Annotated in this window: 9 protein-coding genes; 2 read left to right on the top strand and 7 right to left on the bottom strand. The window is 61.9% G+C overall.

The annotated features are described in order from the left end of the window. Window positions 1-5: 5 nt before the first annotated feature. Entirely contained in the window at window positions 6-1,706 is a 1,701-nt protein-coding gene (locus AC1Q6I_RS24205; protein ID WP_102625045.1) for a glutamine--tRNA ligase/YqeY domain fusion protein, read from the bottom strand. A 249-nt stretch (window positions 1,707-1,955) separates the two neighbouring features. On the opposite strand from AC1Q6I_RS24205, the gene AC1Q6I_RS24200 reads away from it, so the two are divergent. Both AC1Q6I_RS24200 and lpxH read left to right on the top strand, forming a co-directional pair. After that, complete coding sequence (locus AC1Q6I_RS24200) at window positions 1,956-2,459, top strand: peptidylprolyl isomerase (protein WP_024076226.1); 504 nt, start codon at window positions 1,956-1,958, stop codon at window positions 2,457-2,459. Then, the gene (lpxH, locus tag AC1Q6I_RS24195; RefSeq protein ID WP_024076227.1) at window positions 2,456-3,205 is read left to right on the top strand and encodes a UDP-2,3-diacylglucosamine diphosphatase; all 750 of its coding nucleotides are present in this window, start codon (window positions 2,456-2,458) and stop codon (window positions 3,203-3,205) included. The genes AC1Q6I_RS24200 and lpxH overlap by 4 nt, the downstream gene beginning before the upstream one ends. 93 nt (window positions 3,206-3,298) lie before the next feature. On the opposite strand, the gene AC1Q6I_RS24190 is transcribed toward lpxH, so the two are convergent. From AC1Q6I_RS24190 to AC1Q6I_RS24165, 6 genes are all read right to left on the bottom strand, one after another. Continuing rightward, entirely contained in the window at window positions 3,299-4,828 is a 1,530-nt protein-coding gene (locus AC1Q6I_RS24190) for a DHA2 family efflux MFS transporter permease subunit (RefSeq protein WP_024076228.1), read from the bottom strand. Beyond that, a complete protein-coding gene (locus AC1Q6I_RS24185) occupies window positions 4,828-6,030 on the bottom strand; it encodes an HlyD family secretion protein (RefSeq protein WP_024076229.1) in 1,203 nt (400 codons plus the stop codon). The genes AC1Q6I_RS24190 and AC1Q6I_RS24185 overlap by 1 nt, the downstream gene beginning before the upstream one ends. 15 nt (window positions 6,031-6,045) lie before the next feature. Further along, the gene (locus tag AC1Q6I_RS24180) at window positions 6,046-7,497 is read right to left on the bottom strand and encodes an efflux transporter outer membrane subunit (RefSeq protein WP_024076230.1); all 1,452 of its coding nucleotides are present in this window, start codon (window positions 7,495-7,497) and stop codon (window positions 6,046-6,048) included. Further along, the gene (locus AC1Q6I_RS24175) at window positions 7,494-7,967 is read right to left on the bottom strand and encodes a MarR family winged helix-turn-helix transcriptional regulator (RefSeq protein WP_024076231.1); all 474 of its coding nucleotides are present in this window, start codon (window positions 7,965-7,967) and stop codon (window positions 7,494-7,496) included. Before AC1Q6I_RS24175 ends, AC1Q6I_RS24180 begins: the two co-directional genes overlap by 4 nt. 458 nt (window positions 7,968-8,425) lie before the next feature. Beyond that, window positions 8,426-12,109, bottom strand: a complete 3,684-nt coding sequence (locus AC1Q6I_RS24170) for a translocation/assembly module TamB domain-containing protein (RefSeq protein WP_102624829.1) — start codon at window positions 12,107-12,109, stop codon at window positions 8,426-8,428. Next, the gene (locus tag AC1Q6I_RS24165) at window positions 12,109-13,836 is read right to left on the bottom strand and encodes an autotransporter assembly complex protein TamA (protein WP_102624830.1); all 1,728 of its coding nucleotides are present in this window, start codon (window positions 13,834-13,836) and stop codon (window positions 12,109-12,111) included. The genes AC1Q6I_RS24170 and AC1Q6I_RS24165 overlap by 1 nt, the downstream gene beginning before the upstream one ends. Window positions 13,837-13,895 lie beyond the last annotated feature (59 nt).

The raw sequence follows: 13,895 nt of genomic DNA, 5'->3' as shown, positions 1-13,895 counted from the left end.
CAGAATCACTGGCCCCACGAATCACGCAAGGTCACGGTACGGTTGAATACCGGCTGACCTGGTTTCGAGTCCTTGATATCCGCGCAGAAGTAGCCTTCGCGCTCGAACTGGAAACGGTCTTCCGGCTGTGCGTCGCCCAAGGATGGCTCGGCACGACAACCGGTGAGCACTTGCAGGGAGTCAGGGTTGATGTTGTCGAGGAAGCTGGCGCTGTCTTCGGCCTTTTCAGGATTCGGCGAACGGAACAGGCGATCGTACAGACGCACTTCACACTCGATGCTGGCAGCGGCCGGCACCCAGTGGATCACGCCCTTGACCTTGCGGCCTTCAGGGTTCTTGCCCAGGGTTTCCGGGTCGTAGGAGCAACGCAGCTCGACGATGTTGCCATCGGCGTCCTTGATGGCTTCGTCGGCGCGGATCACGTAGCTGCCGCGCAGGCGCACTTCGCCGTTCGGCTCCAGGCGCTTGTAGCCTTTTGGCGGCTCTTCCATGAAGTCATCGCGGTCGATGTAGATTTCACGCGCGAACGGCAGCTTGCGCACGCCCAGTGCTTCGTTCTGCGGATGACGCGGCAGCTCGAGGTTGTCGACCTTGTCTTCCGGGTAGTTGGTGATCACGACTTTCAACGGGCGCAGCACGCACATGGCACGCGGCGCGTTCGCGTCGAGGTCCTGGCGGATGCTGAACTCGAGCATGCCGTAGTCGACCACGCCGTCGGAGCGGTTGGTGCCGACCATCTCACAGAAATTGCGGATCGACGCCGGGGTGTAGCCGCGACGGCGGAAGCCCGACAGCGTCGACATGCGCGGGTCGTCCCAGCCATGCACGTGCTTTTCATCTACCAGTTGCTTGAGCTTGCGCTTGCTGGTGATGGTGTAGTTCAGGTTCAGGCGGCTGAATTCGTACTGGCGCGGGTGCGCCGGTACCGGCAGGTGCTCCAGGAACCATTCGTACAGCGGGCGATGGCTCTCGAACTCCAGGGTGCAGATGGAGTGGGTGATGCCTTCGATGGCGTCCGACTGACCGTGGGTGAAATCGTAGTTGGGGTAGATGCACCACTTGTCACCGGTCTGGTGGTGGTGGGCATGGCGGATGCGGTACATGATCGGGTCGCGCAGGTTCATGTTCGGCGAAGCCATGTCGATCTTGGCGCGCAGCACGCGGGCACCGTCCGCGAACTCACCGGCACGCATGCGGGCGAACCAGTCGAGGTTCTCTTCTACCGAACGGTCGCGGAACGGGCTGTTCCTGCCTGGCTCGGTCAGGGTGCCACGGTATTCCTTGGCCTGCTCCGGGGTCAGGTCGTCGACGTAGGCCTTGCCGGCCTTGATCAGCTCGACGGCCCAGTCGAACAACTGGTCGAAGTACTGGGAGGCGTAGCGCACTTCACCGGACCACTCGAAGCCCAGCCACTTGATGTCGCTCTCGATGGCGTCGATGTATTCCTGGTCTTCCTTGGCCGGGTTGGTGTCGTCGAAACGCAGGTGCGTGACGCCACCGAACTCCTGGGCCAGGCCGAAGTTCACACAGATCGACTTGGCGTGACCGATGTGCAGGTAGCCGTTGGGCTCTGGCGGGAAGCGGGTGACGATCTGCGTGTGCTTGCCCGAATCCAGGTCCGCCTGGATGATCGGGCGCAGGAAATTGACCGGGACGGCAGGTCCGGCCTTGGAATTCGAGGTAGGGTCGACAGTGGGCTTGCTCATAGGATCCTTGAACAGACAGGTTCGTGGCCGGGTGGGGCCAGATAAAACAAAGGCGATATCATAGCCGATGCTGTCAACCACCTGACAGAGCACGGCCAAAAACTGCTGGTTTAATTGCCCGGGCGGTAAAAAACCACCTCGAAATTCCTGCAGGGCACGTTAAACTGCGCGTCTTGGCCGTCGTTTAGCCAAACCGGTCGTGGCGCCGAGGCGCCCGAACCCACGAATTCCCTGAAAAGAGTAGTACACATGACTCAAGTCAAACTGACCACCAACCACGGTGACATCGTCATCGAGCTGAACGCCGAGAAAGCGCCGATCACCGTCGCCAACTTCATCGAATACGTGAAAGCCGGCCACTACGAAAATACCGTTTTCCACCGTGTCATCGGCAACTTCATGGTCCAGGGCGGCGGTTTCGAGCCAGGCATGAAAGAAAAGAAAGACAAGCGTCCAAGCATCCAGAACGAAGCGGACAACGGCCTTTCCAACGACAAGTACACCGTTGCCATGGCCCGTACCATGGAGCCGCATTCGGCCTCCGCGCAGTTCTTCATCAACGTGGCCGACAACACCTTCCTGAACCACAGCGGCAAGAACGTTCAAGGCTGGGGCTACGCGGTGTTCGGTAAAGTCACCGAAGGCACTGACGTTGTCGACAAGATCAAAGCAGTTTCCACCACCAGCAAGGCCGGCCACCAGGACGTGCCAGCAGAAGACGTGATCATCGAGAAAGCCGAGATCATTGAGTGATATTGCTGATTTCAGATTTGCATCTGGAAGAGGAACGCCCGGACATTACCCGGGCGTTTCTGGATCTGCTCCACGGCCGCGCCCGTGGCGCCCAGGCGTTGTACATTCTGGGGGACTTCTTTGAAGCCTGGATTGGCGACGATGGGATGACCCCCTTCCAGCGTTCGATCTGCGCAGCTCTGCGCGAGCTGAGCGACAGCGGTACCCCGATTTTTATCATGCATGGCAACCGCGATTTCCTGATCGGCAAGGCGTTCTGCAAAACCACAGGCGCTACCTTGCTCAAGGACCCGAGTGTCGTGCAACTCCATGGCGAGCCCGTGCTGCTGATGCACGGCGACAGTCTCTGCACCCGCGACCTCGGCTATATGAAGCTGCGGCGCATCCTGCGTAACCCGCTGGTGCTGTTTATCCTGCGTCACCTGCCACTGCGCGCCCGCCACGCGCTGGCGCGCAAGCTGCGCAGCGAAAGCCGTGCGCAGACGCGGATGAAGGCCAACGATATTGTCGACGTCACCCCGGAAGAAGTGCCGCGGGTGATGCAGCAATTTGGCGTGCGCACCCTGGTCCACGGCCATACGCACCGTCCGGCGATCCACAAGTTGCAGATTGGCGACCAGGCGGCCAAGCGCATTGTGCTGGGGGATTGGGACAAGCAGGGCTGGGCGTTGCAGGTGGATGAGCAAGGGTTTCAGTTGGCGGCGTTTGATTTTGTGAACCCGCAACTGGCGTTGCCTGGCGCCTGATCCCCAAACACCACTGATCCAATGTGAACAAAGATCCAAATGTGGGAGGGGGCTTGCCCCCTCCCACATTTAGATCCCTGTACGTTTTCGGAATCAGTGACCGGAAGCAGCCGGCCCCGCCTTCGCGGTAAACGGCGGCTTGGCCAGCCACACCAGCAGCATCAACCCCATGAACATCCATCCCAGCAGCGTGAAGTAATCCACGGTGGACATCATGTATGCCTGGCTGGTGAGGATCTGGTCCAATTGCGCATAAGCCTTCTGCCCTGCCCCACCGAGTGCGTTCAACGCATCACGGGTCGCCGAGTCGTAGGTCGTCATGTTTTCGCTCATGTACGCGTGGTGCTGGTCCGCCCGGCGAATCCAGATCCACGTGGTCAGCGACGCCGCGAAGCTCCCCCCCAGGGTACGCAGGAAGGTCGCCAGGCCCGCACCATCGGCAATCTGCTGCGGTGGCAGGTCGGACATCAAGATGCTCAAGGTCGGCATGAAGAACAGTGCCACGCCGATGCCCATGAACAGCTGCACCAGGGCGATGTGGGTGAAGTCCACCTCATTGGTGAAGCCTGCCCGCATGAAGCAACTCAAGCCAATCGCCAGGAACGCCAGGCCGGCCAGCAGGCGCAGGTCGAACTTGTGCGCGTACTTGCCGACAAACGGCGACATCAGCACCGGCAGGATGCCGATCGGCGCCACCGCCAGGCCCGCCCACGTCGCGGTGTAGCCCATCTGGGTTTGCAACCACTGCGGCAGGATCAGGTTGATGCCGAAGAACCCCGCATAGCCCAGGATCAACACAATGGTACCGATGCGGAAGTTCCGGTAGGCAAACAGCCGCAGGTTGACCACCGGGTGCTGGTCAGTCAGTTCCCAAATGATGAACACCGCCAGGGCAATCGCCGAGATCACCGCGCCGACGATGATGAAGTTGGATTCGAACCAGTCCAGGTCGTTGCCCTTGTCGAGGATGATCTGCAAGGCGCCGACACCGACGATCAAACTCAGCAATCCGACGTAATCCATCGGCTGGTAACTGGTGACCACCGGGCGTGCCTTCAATTGCGAACGCACCACCATCACCGCAAAGATGCCGATGGGCACGTTGATAAAGAAGATCCACGGCCAGCTGTAGCTATCGGTGATCCAGCCACCCAGGATGGGGCCGGCAATCGGCGCCACCACGGTGACCATCGCCAATAACGCCAAGGCCATGCCGCGCCTCGCGGGGGGGTAGACGGCGATCAACAGGGTCTGGGTCATCGGGTACAACGGCCCCGCCACCAGGCCTTGCAGCACCCGAAAGCCAATCAGCTCGGGCATCGAGGTGGAGATACCGCACAGAAACGAGGCCAGCACGAACAGGAGGGTGGCCCACAGGAACAGCTTCACCTCACCAAAGCGCCGGCTCAACCAGCCGGTCAGCGGCAAGGCGATGGCATTGCTCACCGCAAATGAGGTGATCACCCAGGTGCCCTGCTCCGAACTCACGCCGAGGTTGCCGGAAATCGTCGGCAACGCCACGTTGGCGATCGTGGTGTCGAGCACCTGCATAAAGGTCGCCAGCGACAGGCCAATGGTGGCCATCAGCAGGCTCGGCGGTGAGAAGGAGGCGTTATTGCTCATCAGCGTTGCGCAGCCTTGGGAGCAGCGACGCTGTTGTCATGGATCAATTGGGTGATCATGGCGTCGGCCTCGGCCAATTGGCGTTCATACACATCCGTGGTGAACGAGGCCTTTTGCGGGGCCTGTTGCGCCAGTACCGGGCCGCTCTGGTCATGCAGGTCGACATTGACCACGGTGCTCAAGCCCACGCGCAGCGGGTGCTTGGCCAGTTCGTCGGCATTGACATGGATGCGCACCGGCACCCGTTGCACGATCTTGATCCAGTTACCGGTGGCGTTCTGTGCCGGCAGCAGGGCAAACGCGCTGCCGGTGCCCGCGCCGAGGCTGTCGACCGTACCGCTGAACTTCACGTCGCTGCCGTAGATATCCGCCTCGATGTCCACCGGCTGGCCGATACGCATGTTGCGCAACTGGGTTTCCTTGAAGTTGGCGTCGATCCACAGCTGGTTGAGCGGGATTACCGCCATCAACGCCGTGCCCGGCTGGACACGCTGGCCCAGTTGCACGGTGCGCTTGGCCACGTAGCCGGTGACAGGGGCGATCAAGGTGCTGCGCGCATTGGCCAGGTAGGCTTGGCGCAGTTGTGCGGCGGCGGCTTGCACGTCCGGGTGGGACGAGATCACGGTGTCATCCACCAGGGCGTTGCTGGTTTTGAGTTGTTGCTCAAGGTTGGTCAGGGCGTTCTTGGCCGCGGTCAGGCTGTCACGGGCGTGGGACAGCTCCTCCTGGGAGATCGCCCCGCCCTGGGCCAGGGTCTTGCGTCGGTTGTAGTTGTCCTGGGCGGTTTGCACATCGGCTTTCTGGGCGTTCACCTGGGCTTTCATGCCATCGACATTGCTGTACAAGCCACGCACCTGACGCACGGTGCGCGCCAGGTTGGCCTGGGCACTTTGCAGGCCGACCGCTGCGTCGTTCGGGTCGAAATTGACCAGCACCTGGCCTTCATGGACCAGGTCGCCATCGTCGGCACCGATGCTGACCACGGTACCGGTGACCAGCGGGGTGATTTCCACCACGTTGCCATTCACGTAGGCGTCGTCGGTGCTCTCGTTGAAGCGACCGTAGAGCTCATACCAGCCCCACACACCGACGCTCCCGAGGATCACGATCAGCGCCAGGCCGATCAGCATCACTTTGCGTTTGCGGGGGTTGCTGTCGTCTTTGGGTTGTTGCGTTGCATTGCTGTTTTCGGCAGTGGCCATGACAAATACCTCAAATTATTCCGTGCGTGTAGCTGGGGTGGTCGACGCCACGTTTGCGGCGTTGTAGCCGCCACCCAGGGCTTGCATCAGTTGAATCGACAGATCGATTTGTGCGGCATTCAAGGTCGCCAGCTGACGCTGGGCCTGCAGCAATTGCTGCTCGATGCTCAGTACATCCAGGTAATTGCCGATGCCGGAGCTGTACCGTTGCAACCCGGTGTCGTAGGACTGCTGGGCAATGTCCGCGGCATGTTGCTGGGCCTGGATCTGCCGGCCGGTGTCGCGCAGTTGTGAAAGGGTATTGCCGATATCGCCAAGGGCTTGCACCAGGGTTTTGTTGTACTGGGCCACCGCCAGGTCGTAGTCGGCATCGCGGGCATCGAGGTCGGCGCGCAGGCGGCCACCGTCGAAGATCGGCAGCGAAATCGTCGGCGCAATGCTGAAGAAACGGCTGGCCGAACCAAACATCGCATCCCCCAGCAACGACTCAGCCCCGGCGCTCGCGCTCAGGTTGAGGTTGGGGTAGAAGCGCGTCTTGCTGGCGGCGACGTTCTTGCTCGCGGCCTCGACCCGCCAGCGTGCGGCGATCAGGTCCGGGCGCCGGCCGAGCAGTTCGGCAGGCAGCACCGAAGGCACCGCGACGGCACTGGGTTTCAGCACGTTGGGGCGTACCAGTTCGTTGCCACGGTCCGGGCCTTTGCCGAGCAACACGGCCAGGGCGATCTTGGCGCTCTGCAGTTGCTTTTCGGCATCGATCAGTTGTGATTGGGAGCTGGCTTCCAGGCTTTCGGTCTGCTGGTACTGGTACTGGCTGTCGATACCCGAGTTCAGCCGGCGCTTGCCCAGGTCGAGCATTTGCCGGGTGCGCTTGAGGTCGTCATTGGCCAGGTCACGCACGATATGGGCCTGGCCCAGGTCGCTGTAGGCTTTGGCCACGTTGGCCGCCAGGGTCAGGCGCGCGGCCTGCTGGTCGACCTGGGCGGCACGCGCTTCACCCAACGCGGCTTCCCAGGCGGCGCGTTGGCCACCCCATAAGTCGAAGTTGTAATTGAAGCTGGCACCGATGTTGCGCACGGTGGCGTAGGCATCGCCCTGACCCAGCGGGTCCTGATCCTTGGCCAGGCGTGAACGGCTGACGCCGGCGCTGGCGTCCAGGGTCGGCATACGTGCAGCGTTGGCCGCATACGCCGCTGCTTCGGCCTGGTGGGCACGCGCGCTGGCGACTTGCATATCCGGGCTGTTTTGCAGGGCTTCCTGGATCAGGCTGTCGAGTTGCGGGTCACCGAGGCTTTTCCACCAGTCGGCGCTGGGCCAGGCGGCGGCCGACAGGCTCACGCCACTGAGGGACTTGCCGGTTTGCAGGGTGTTGGCATCGAGGCGTTGACCCTGGGTGTCGAGGCCACTGAAGTTGGCGCAACCGGCCATGCTCATGGCCATCAGCACCAGGCAAAGGGCACGTGTGTTCATTCTTTACCTACCCGCTGAAGGGTGATGGGATCACCAGCAGCTATCAGAATTTTCTTGAGGATCTTTTCCAGGGTTTCCAGCTCGCCGGGCTCCAAGGCGCCAGCCAACTGGTTCAACGCGTCGGCGCCGATGTGCGGGAGCATGTCCGCCAAGCGCTGACCGTCGGCGGTGAGCACCAACTGCACCTGACGGCGGTCCAGTTCGGAACGCTTGCGGTCCAGCAGGCCCTTTTGCTCCAGGCGATCAAGCATGCGGGTCATCGAACCGCTGTCCAGGGACAGGTTGCGACACAGCTCCGCCGGGGTGTCGACACCGAACTGGGCCATGATGATCAACACCTTGAACTGCGCGGCGGTAATGCCGTGGGGTTCCATGTGGGCGTCGATGATGCGGTCCTTGAGGATGGCGGCACGACCCAGCAACAGGCCGAGGTGGCAGTTGTGGAAGTTGTCAGGGGTGAAGTGTTTCATCGAAAGCCACCTTATTACTGCCTAGGCAGTTAATGTATGACGAGATGTTACTGCTTAGGCAGCGAATGTCAAATTAAATAATTAGCTTGCTTGGTAATTGGCTGGCGGTCGGGGGGGGGGATGCGGTCAAACCTGTGGGTTGGGTGGTCCCACCCAATCTCCGATTTGGCGCTGTCGCACAGCAAAGTGGAATCCCTGTGGAGAGCGGGCTTGTCTTAATGCCAGTCAGTTAAAGGCGAACACTGTAACTGTGGCAAGCGGGCTTGTTGTGGCGAGCGGGCTTGCCCCGCGTTGGGGCGCGAAGCGGCCCCATTACAGGCGATGTGTTTTTTACTGAGACACCGCGGAGCCTGGTTTTGGGGCTGCTGCGCAGCCCAACGCGGGGCAAGCCCGCTCGCCACAACAAGCCCGCTTGCCCCCGCTGAGTCGCCGCCCCTACCTTTTTGACCGAGCAGGACTCAGAAATCGCGCTTGTAGAAGATATCCAGGGAACTGGCGACGCCGCTGGCCACTTCCAGGTATACCTTCTTGCTCAACAGGTAGCGCAAGGCGATGGTGTTGGCCGGTTCGAACACCCCCACGCCATAGCGCAGGCTGAGTTTCTCGGTGATCTTGCCGCTTGCGACCACGGCAGTGTTGTTGCCGCTGCCCTGGGTGTCGAGGTCGAAATCCTGGATGCCGAGTTTATTGGCAATATCCGAGGTCACCCCGGCACTGCCCATCAGGCCCAGGCCCAACGCTGCTTGCGCAAGCATATTGTTGTCTTCGCCGGTGGTGGTACGCGAACGTCCCAGCACCAGGTAGGACAGGGCGTCCTCCTGGGCCATTGCCGGCTCGGAGAAGATCTGCGTGGTCGGCTGTTCGGCACTGCCACTCAAGCGAATACCGGCGGTTACGGTCCTGGACGGCTCGGTGGTGACCCGCACGGCTTCGATATCGAGGAACGGTTGATCCAGGGGCCCGGCGAACAACAGGCGCGCGCGGCGCACCGTGAGCCGTTGCCCATAGGCGCGATAGCGACCATCGTTGAGCCACAGTTCGCCCCGGGTGTCGAGGTTGTCGCCGATATGCACATGCCCCTGAACCTTGGCGGTCAGGCCGAAGCCCGAGAAGTTGAGCTGCTCTTCCCCCACCACGACATCGATGTCCATGGCCATCGCCATCGGCGGCTTGCCCTCCTCGGTCTGGCGGCCAACGATCACCGTGTCATCGGAGACCTTGACCGTCGAAGGCGGCAGTTCGCGCACGGTGATATCGCCACGAGGGATATGCACCTTGCCGGCAATCGCCAGCTTGTCGTTCTTCAAGCTGATCTTCAGGTCAGGCGCCACTTCCAACGCGGCGTAGGGCTCTACGGTGACCGGCAGTTGCGAGCCCTGCAGGCTGAGGTCCACCGCCAGCGCCTGACCCCAGTCGATCTGCCCCTTCAGGCTGCCCTGCCCGGCCTTGCCGCTGCGCCAGGCGCCGTTGAGTTGCACGCTTTCGCCGGCAATCAACGCCTGCACATTCAAGCCCTCGAGGCTCACGGGCAGCTCAGGCCCGGACACTTCACCACCCACCAGATTCACGTTGCCGTTGACCTGCGGCGCCAACAGTCCACCGGAGATCCGCCCGCTGCCGTTGAGCTTGCCGGTGAGTTTTTCCACCATCGGCACAAACGGGCGCGCCACGGCGAGGTCGAGGCCCGTAAGGCTGAAATTGCCGGTGATCGGTTTGTTTTTCGGCAACGGGTTGATCTGCGCCTGCAACAGCAACTCGCCGAGCTTGCCGCCCTGGAAGTTGAGCTGGGTGTCGATACGCTTGGGGTTGAGGGTGGTTTCCAGCTTCAAGGTGTCGTAGGGAAAATCCAGCCACTGGTCCTTATCCTTGACACGCAAGGTGCCGCCGCTGGCATCCACCGAGACCACGCCCTTGGGGCCACTGCCGGGCAGGTCGAGCTGAACGTCGGCGTTGAGCTTGCCTTGCCAGGCGAAATCTTTCGGCAAAAAGGCCGCCAGGCTGTCGATGGGGAATTGCTTGAGGTGGTAGCGCAGCTTCGGCTCGGGCATCAGGCGCTGGTCTTCACCGCACAGGCTGGCTGCACCGGACACCCAGCAGTGGGCCGCGAAGGTCAGTTTGCCGTCGGCCAGGCGTTCGATTTTCGCCGGGGCCTGCAGCTTCCAGTCCTGGCCACCGGCCTGCACCTCGCCGCTCGCGAGGCGCCCACGCCAGTTGCTGTTGTCGAGGTTGCCGTCGAGGGCCAGGGCCAGCTTGAGCAGCGGTCCCGCCAGGTCGAGTTGGACGCTCTGGCGCCGGATATCGCCTTGGGCGCTGGCGGTCAGGGTACCGACCTGGGTGTCGCCACTTTGAATGCCACTGCCCTTGAGGTCGATCTTTGCGCGCTGGGCGCTATCGAGGGTGGCGTCGAGGGTGAGGCTTTGCAGACGATTATCGACATAGGCCAATTGCTGGCCCTTGAGGTCGAGTTTGCCTTGTGGCGCCTTGAGGCTACCGGCCACATCGATTCGGCCATTGACCTGCCCACGTAGCTGCGGCCACAGCTGGGCCAGGCGACTCAGCCTGATATCGATCTGCCCGGCCAGGCGTTGTTGCAGGCTGCCGCTGCCGTTGATGCGGTTGTCGCCCAAGCGGATATCCAGGTTGGCCAAGGTCCATTGCTGGCCTGTGCCTTCGGCCTTGGCCGCCAGCACGGCGGGTTGGCCACGCAGGCGGCCCTTGAGGTCAAGGTCGGCGTTGAGCTTGAGTTGCTCGTTCTTGAATTCGCCTTTGCTGCGCAGCGGACCCGCCAGGGTGCCAGGCAATTCGCCGACCCAGTACGCCGGGTTCAGGGCCGAAAGGTCCAGTGCGGTGTCCCAGGCAATACCGTCGGCGAATTGCAGGTTCAGGTGGCCTTCGGCCTTGCCTTGGCCGGCGGTCAGTTTCAACTCGGGCAGGAACACTTGCTTGAGATCGCCGCTGAAGGGCGTGACCACATTGAACCGGCCCGCCGGGCCGTCGAGATCAGCCTTGAAGTTGCCGAGGTAGTTGCCGTCCTTATAGGAGATTTCACCGTTAAAGGTACGTAACGCGACCTGAGGCTCGTCGATCAGCGGATACAGGCGATGCCAGGGAAAATCCAGCCAAGCGATTTTCGCCTCGGCACTCAAACCTTCTTGCCAGTCCAGCTGTGCCGTGAGTTTCAGGCTTTGTTGCTCACCGGCGGTCAAATCCAGGCCGGAAATCTGCGCGCCCTTGGCGTCGACCGTGCCTTGCAGCAATACATCCACCGAGCCTTTTTCCGCCGGCAGGATGGCTTTGCCCAGCAGTTGGTAACCACTGCTCAAGTCGCCCTTGGCGGTGAGGTCGAGTTGATTGAGTTGCAGGGTATCGGGCAAGTCCGCACTGGGTTTGAAGCCATCGGCGGTGATGTGCAACTGCGCTGGCAGGTTCTCCACCAGCGGTTGCAGTTCGCCACTGAGTTTGGCGGGCAGGTAGCGACTGCTGTCGGCATCGAGCTTGAGGGTCTTGAGCAGGTCGCCGTCGAGTCTGAGCGCAACCTTCCACGGCGCACCGCCTGGCGCATAAGGCAGGCTCAGGTTGCCGCTGGCAGTCAACGGCCAGTCGCCCGTGGGTTGCAGCAGGCCGGACAGGTCCAGCATCAGGTCGTCCCGTTGCAGGTGCACCGTATCGATCTGCATACCGGCGACGGTCCAATGCGCCGCCAGTTGCAGGCCCTTGAGTTGTTCGCTGCCGTTAAACAGCAGCCGGCCGACGCGAACGTCGCCCAACTGGATGGCGACGGGCAACGTCAGGTCCGGCAGCGTGATCGGGCCACTGCTCTGCTCGGTACTGGGCGGGAATTGCAGGCTGGCTTGATCCACCTCCAATCGATCGATGCACAAGGTCAGGCGCAGCAGGCAGGCAGGCGACCAATCAAACTTCGGTGCGTCGAGTTCGACACGGCTGCTGTCTTGCTGCCACAGCAGATGATCGGCGCTCCACTGGCCGCCCAGGCGCCCCTGGAAATTCTCCACGCTCAGCCCCGGCACGTGGCCCAAGGCCCAACGGCTGCCCGCCTGGGTCCCGAGCACCGTCCACAGCGCCAGCCCTATCAAGGCGAGAAAGGCAACGATGGCCAGCCCCGCTATTTTCAAACCTCGCATCACAACTCAGGCCCCATGGAAAAGTGCACACGAAACCCACCTGGCTCTTCCAAGGCATGGGCCAGGTCCAGGCGGATCGGTCCTACCGGCGAGACCCACCGTACGCCGACGCCGACGCCGGTTTTCAGGTTGGGGATTTCCAGGGTGTTGAAGGAGTTGCCCTGGTCGACGAAGGTCGCGATTCGCCATTTCTCGGCGATGGAATATTGGTACTCGGCGCTCAGGGCCACCATGTAGCGACCACCGATGCGGTCGCCCTGGTCGTTTTCCGGCGACAGGGTCTGGTACTCGTAGCCGCGCACGCTCTGGTCGCCACCGGCGAAGAAGCGCAAAGACGGCGGCACCGACTTGTAGCCATTGGTGGCGCTGCCACCGAACTGCGCCCGTGCCAAGAAGCGATGATTGTCCCAAAGGGTGGTCAGGCCCTTGACCGTGGCCGTACCGTAAAGCAGGTTGGTATCGGAACCGAGCCCTTCCTTGGCGACCTTGGCATCGAACATCAGGCGGTAGCCATGGTGCGGGTCGATGCGGTTATCGCTGCGCAGGTAGGAATAGCTGATCCCCGGCATCACCAGGTTGCTCAGGCCCGAGTCATCGCCCAGGCGATATTCTTCGCGTTGCCATTTGAGGGAGATCACCCGGGTCCAGCCGCTGGGCAACTTGCTGTGCCATTCAGGGCCAAGGGTGAGCAGCTTGCTCAGGGTGTCTGTGTTGGCCAGTTCTTCATTCTGGTAGCCGCCGGCAAACCGCAGTTTGTCGGTGAGCGGCGGGTCGAGCGGAATGTCGTACCACAGCCCGACGTTCTGGCGCGGCGCCGACAGTTCGGCTTCCCAGCCGTAGCTGTGGCCCTGGGGGTTGACCCAGTGGCGGGTCCAGTTGGCTTTGCCCCGTGGACCGACGTCGGTGGAATACCCTAGGCCAAGGCCCATGGTGCGCGGCTTGCGGGTTTCCAGTCGCACGGCGACCGGGATCACATCATTGGCCGAAGCCGCCGGGGCGGCGTCCACGCGCACGCCTTCAAAAAAGCCACTGGATTGCAGGGCCTGGTTGAGTTCGGCGATCAGTTCGGAGTCGTAGGGCGTGCCATTTTTAAACGGCACCATGCGTTGCAGCAGCTCTTCATCAAACGGCGTGTCACCGGCAAAGCTGACCTTGCCCAAGGTGTAGCGTGGGCCGCTGTCATAGATCAGTTCGATATCGGCGACGCCCGCCTGGGGGTCCACCGAGAGTGTCTGGCGCGTGAAGCGCCCGCTGAAAAAACCGTAGCGCGAGGCCTGGTTCTGGATCAGACGCTTGGCGTCTTCGTAGTGGCCGTGGTTGAGCACGGCGCCGGATTTTAGGTCGTCGCTGACGGGTACGCGGAACGCCTTGAGGTTCGCGGCCTCGCCGTCGACCCGAATGGTCACGTTGCGCAAATGCACCGGTTCGCCGGGGTCGATGGTGAGGATCAGGCGCGGAGTCTTGCCGCCCTTCACATCGCTTGCGATCCGTGGCTGATAGAACCCCAGCGCCTGGGCGGCTTTGCGCGCCTGTTCCTCGGCGCCACGGCTGAACCGTTGCAAGGCCTCTTCATCACGATCGCCCACCCCGCCGATATAACCTTCGATATTGGCCTTCAGCGCATCGTTCGTTGGCTTGATCCGTACGTCCAATTCGCTTTGCGCGAACGCGCCGCAGCTTGTGAACAGCAGAACCAAGCCGCTGGTAAATCTTCCTGGAAACTTCATAGGCGCGGATGCTACACGACCTCGGGAGCAACTTAGAACACAGATGATTCTGAAAAATT

This window comes from Pseudomonas sp. MPR-R2A5 (assembly GCF_058793055.1).
Note: the sequence above shows the minus strand (reverse complement) of the source record. Positions and strands in the feature narration are given on the sequence as shown.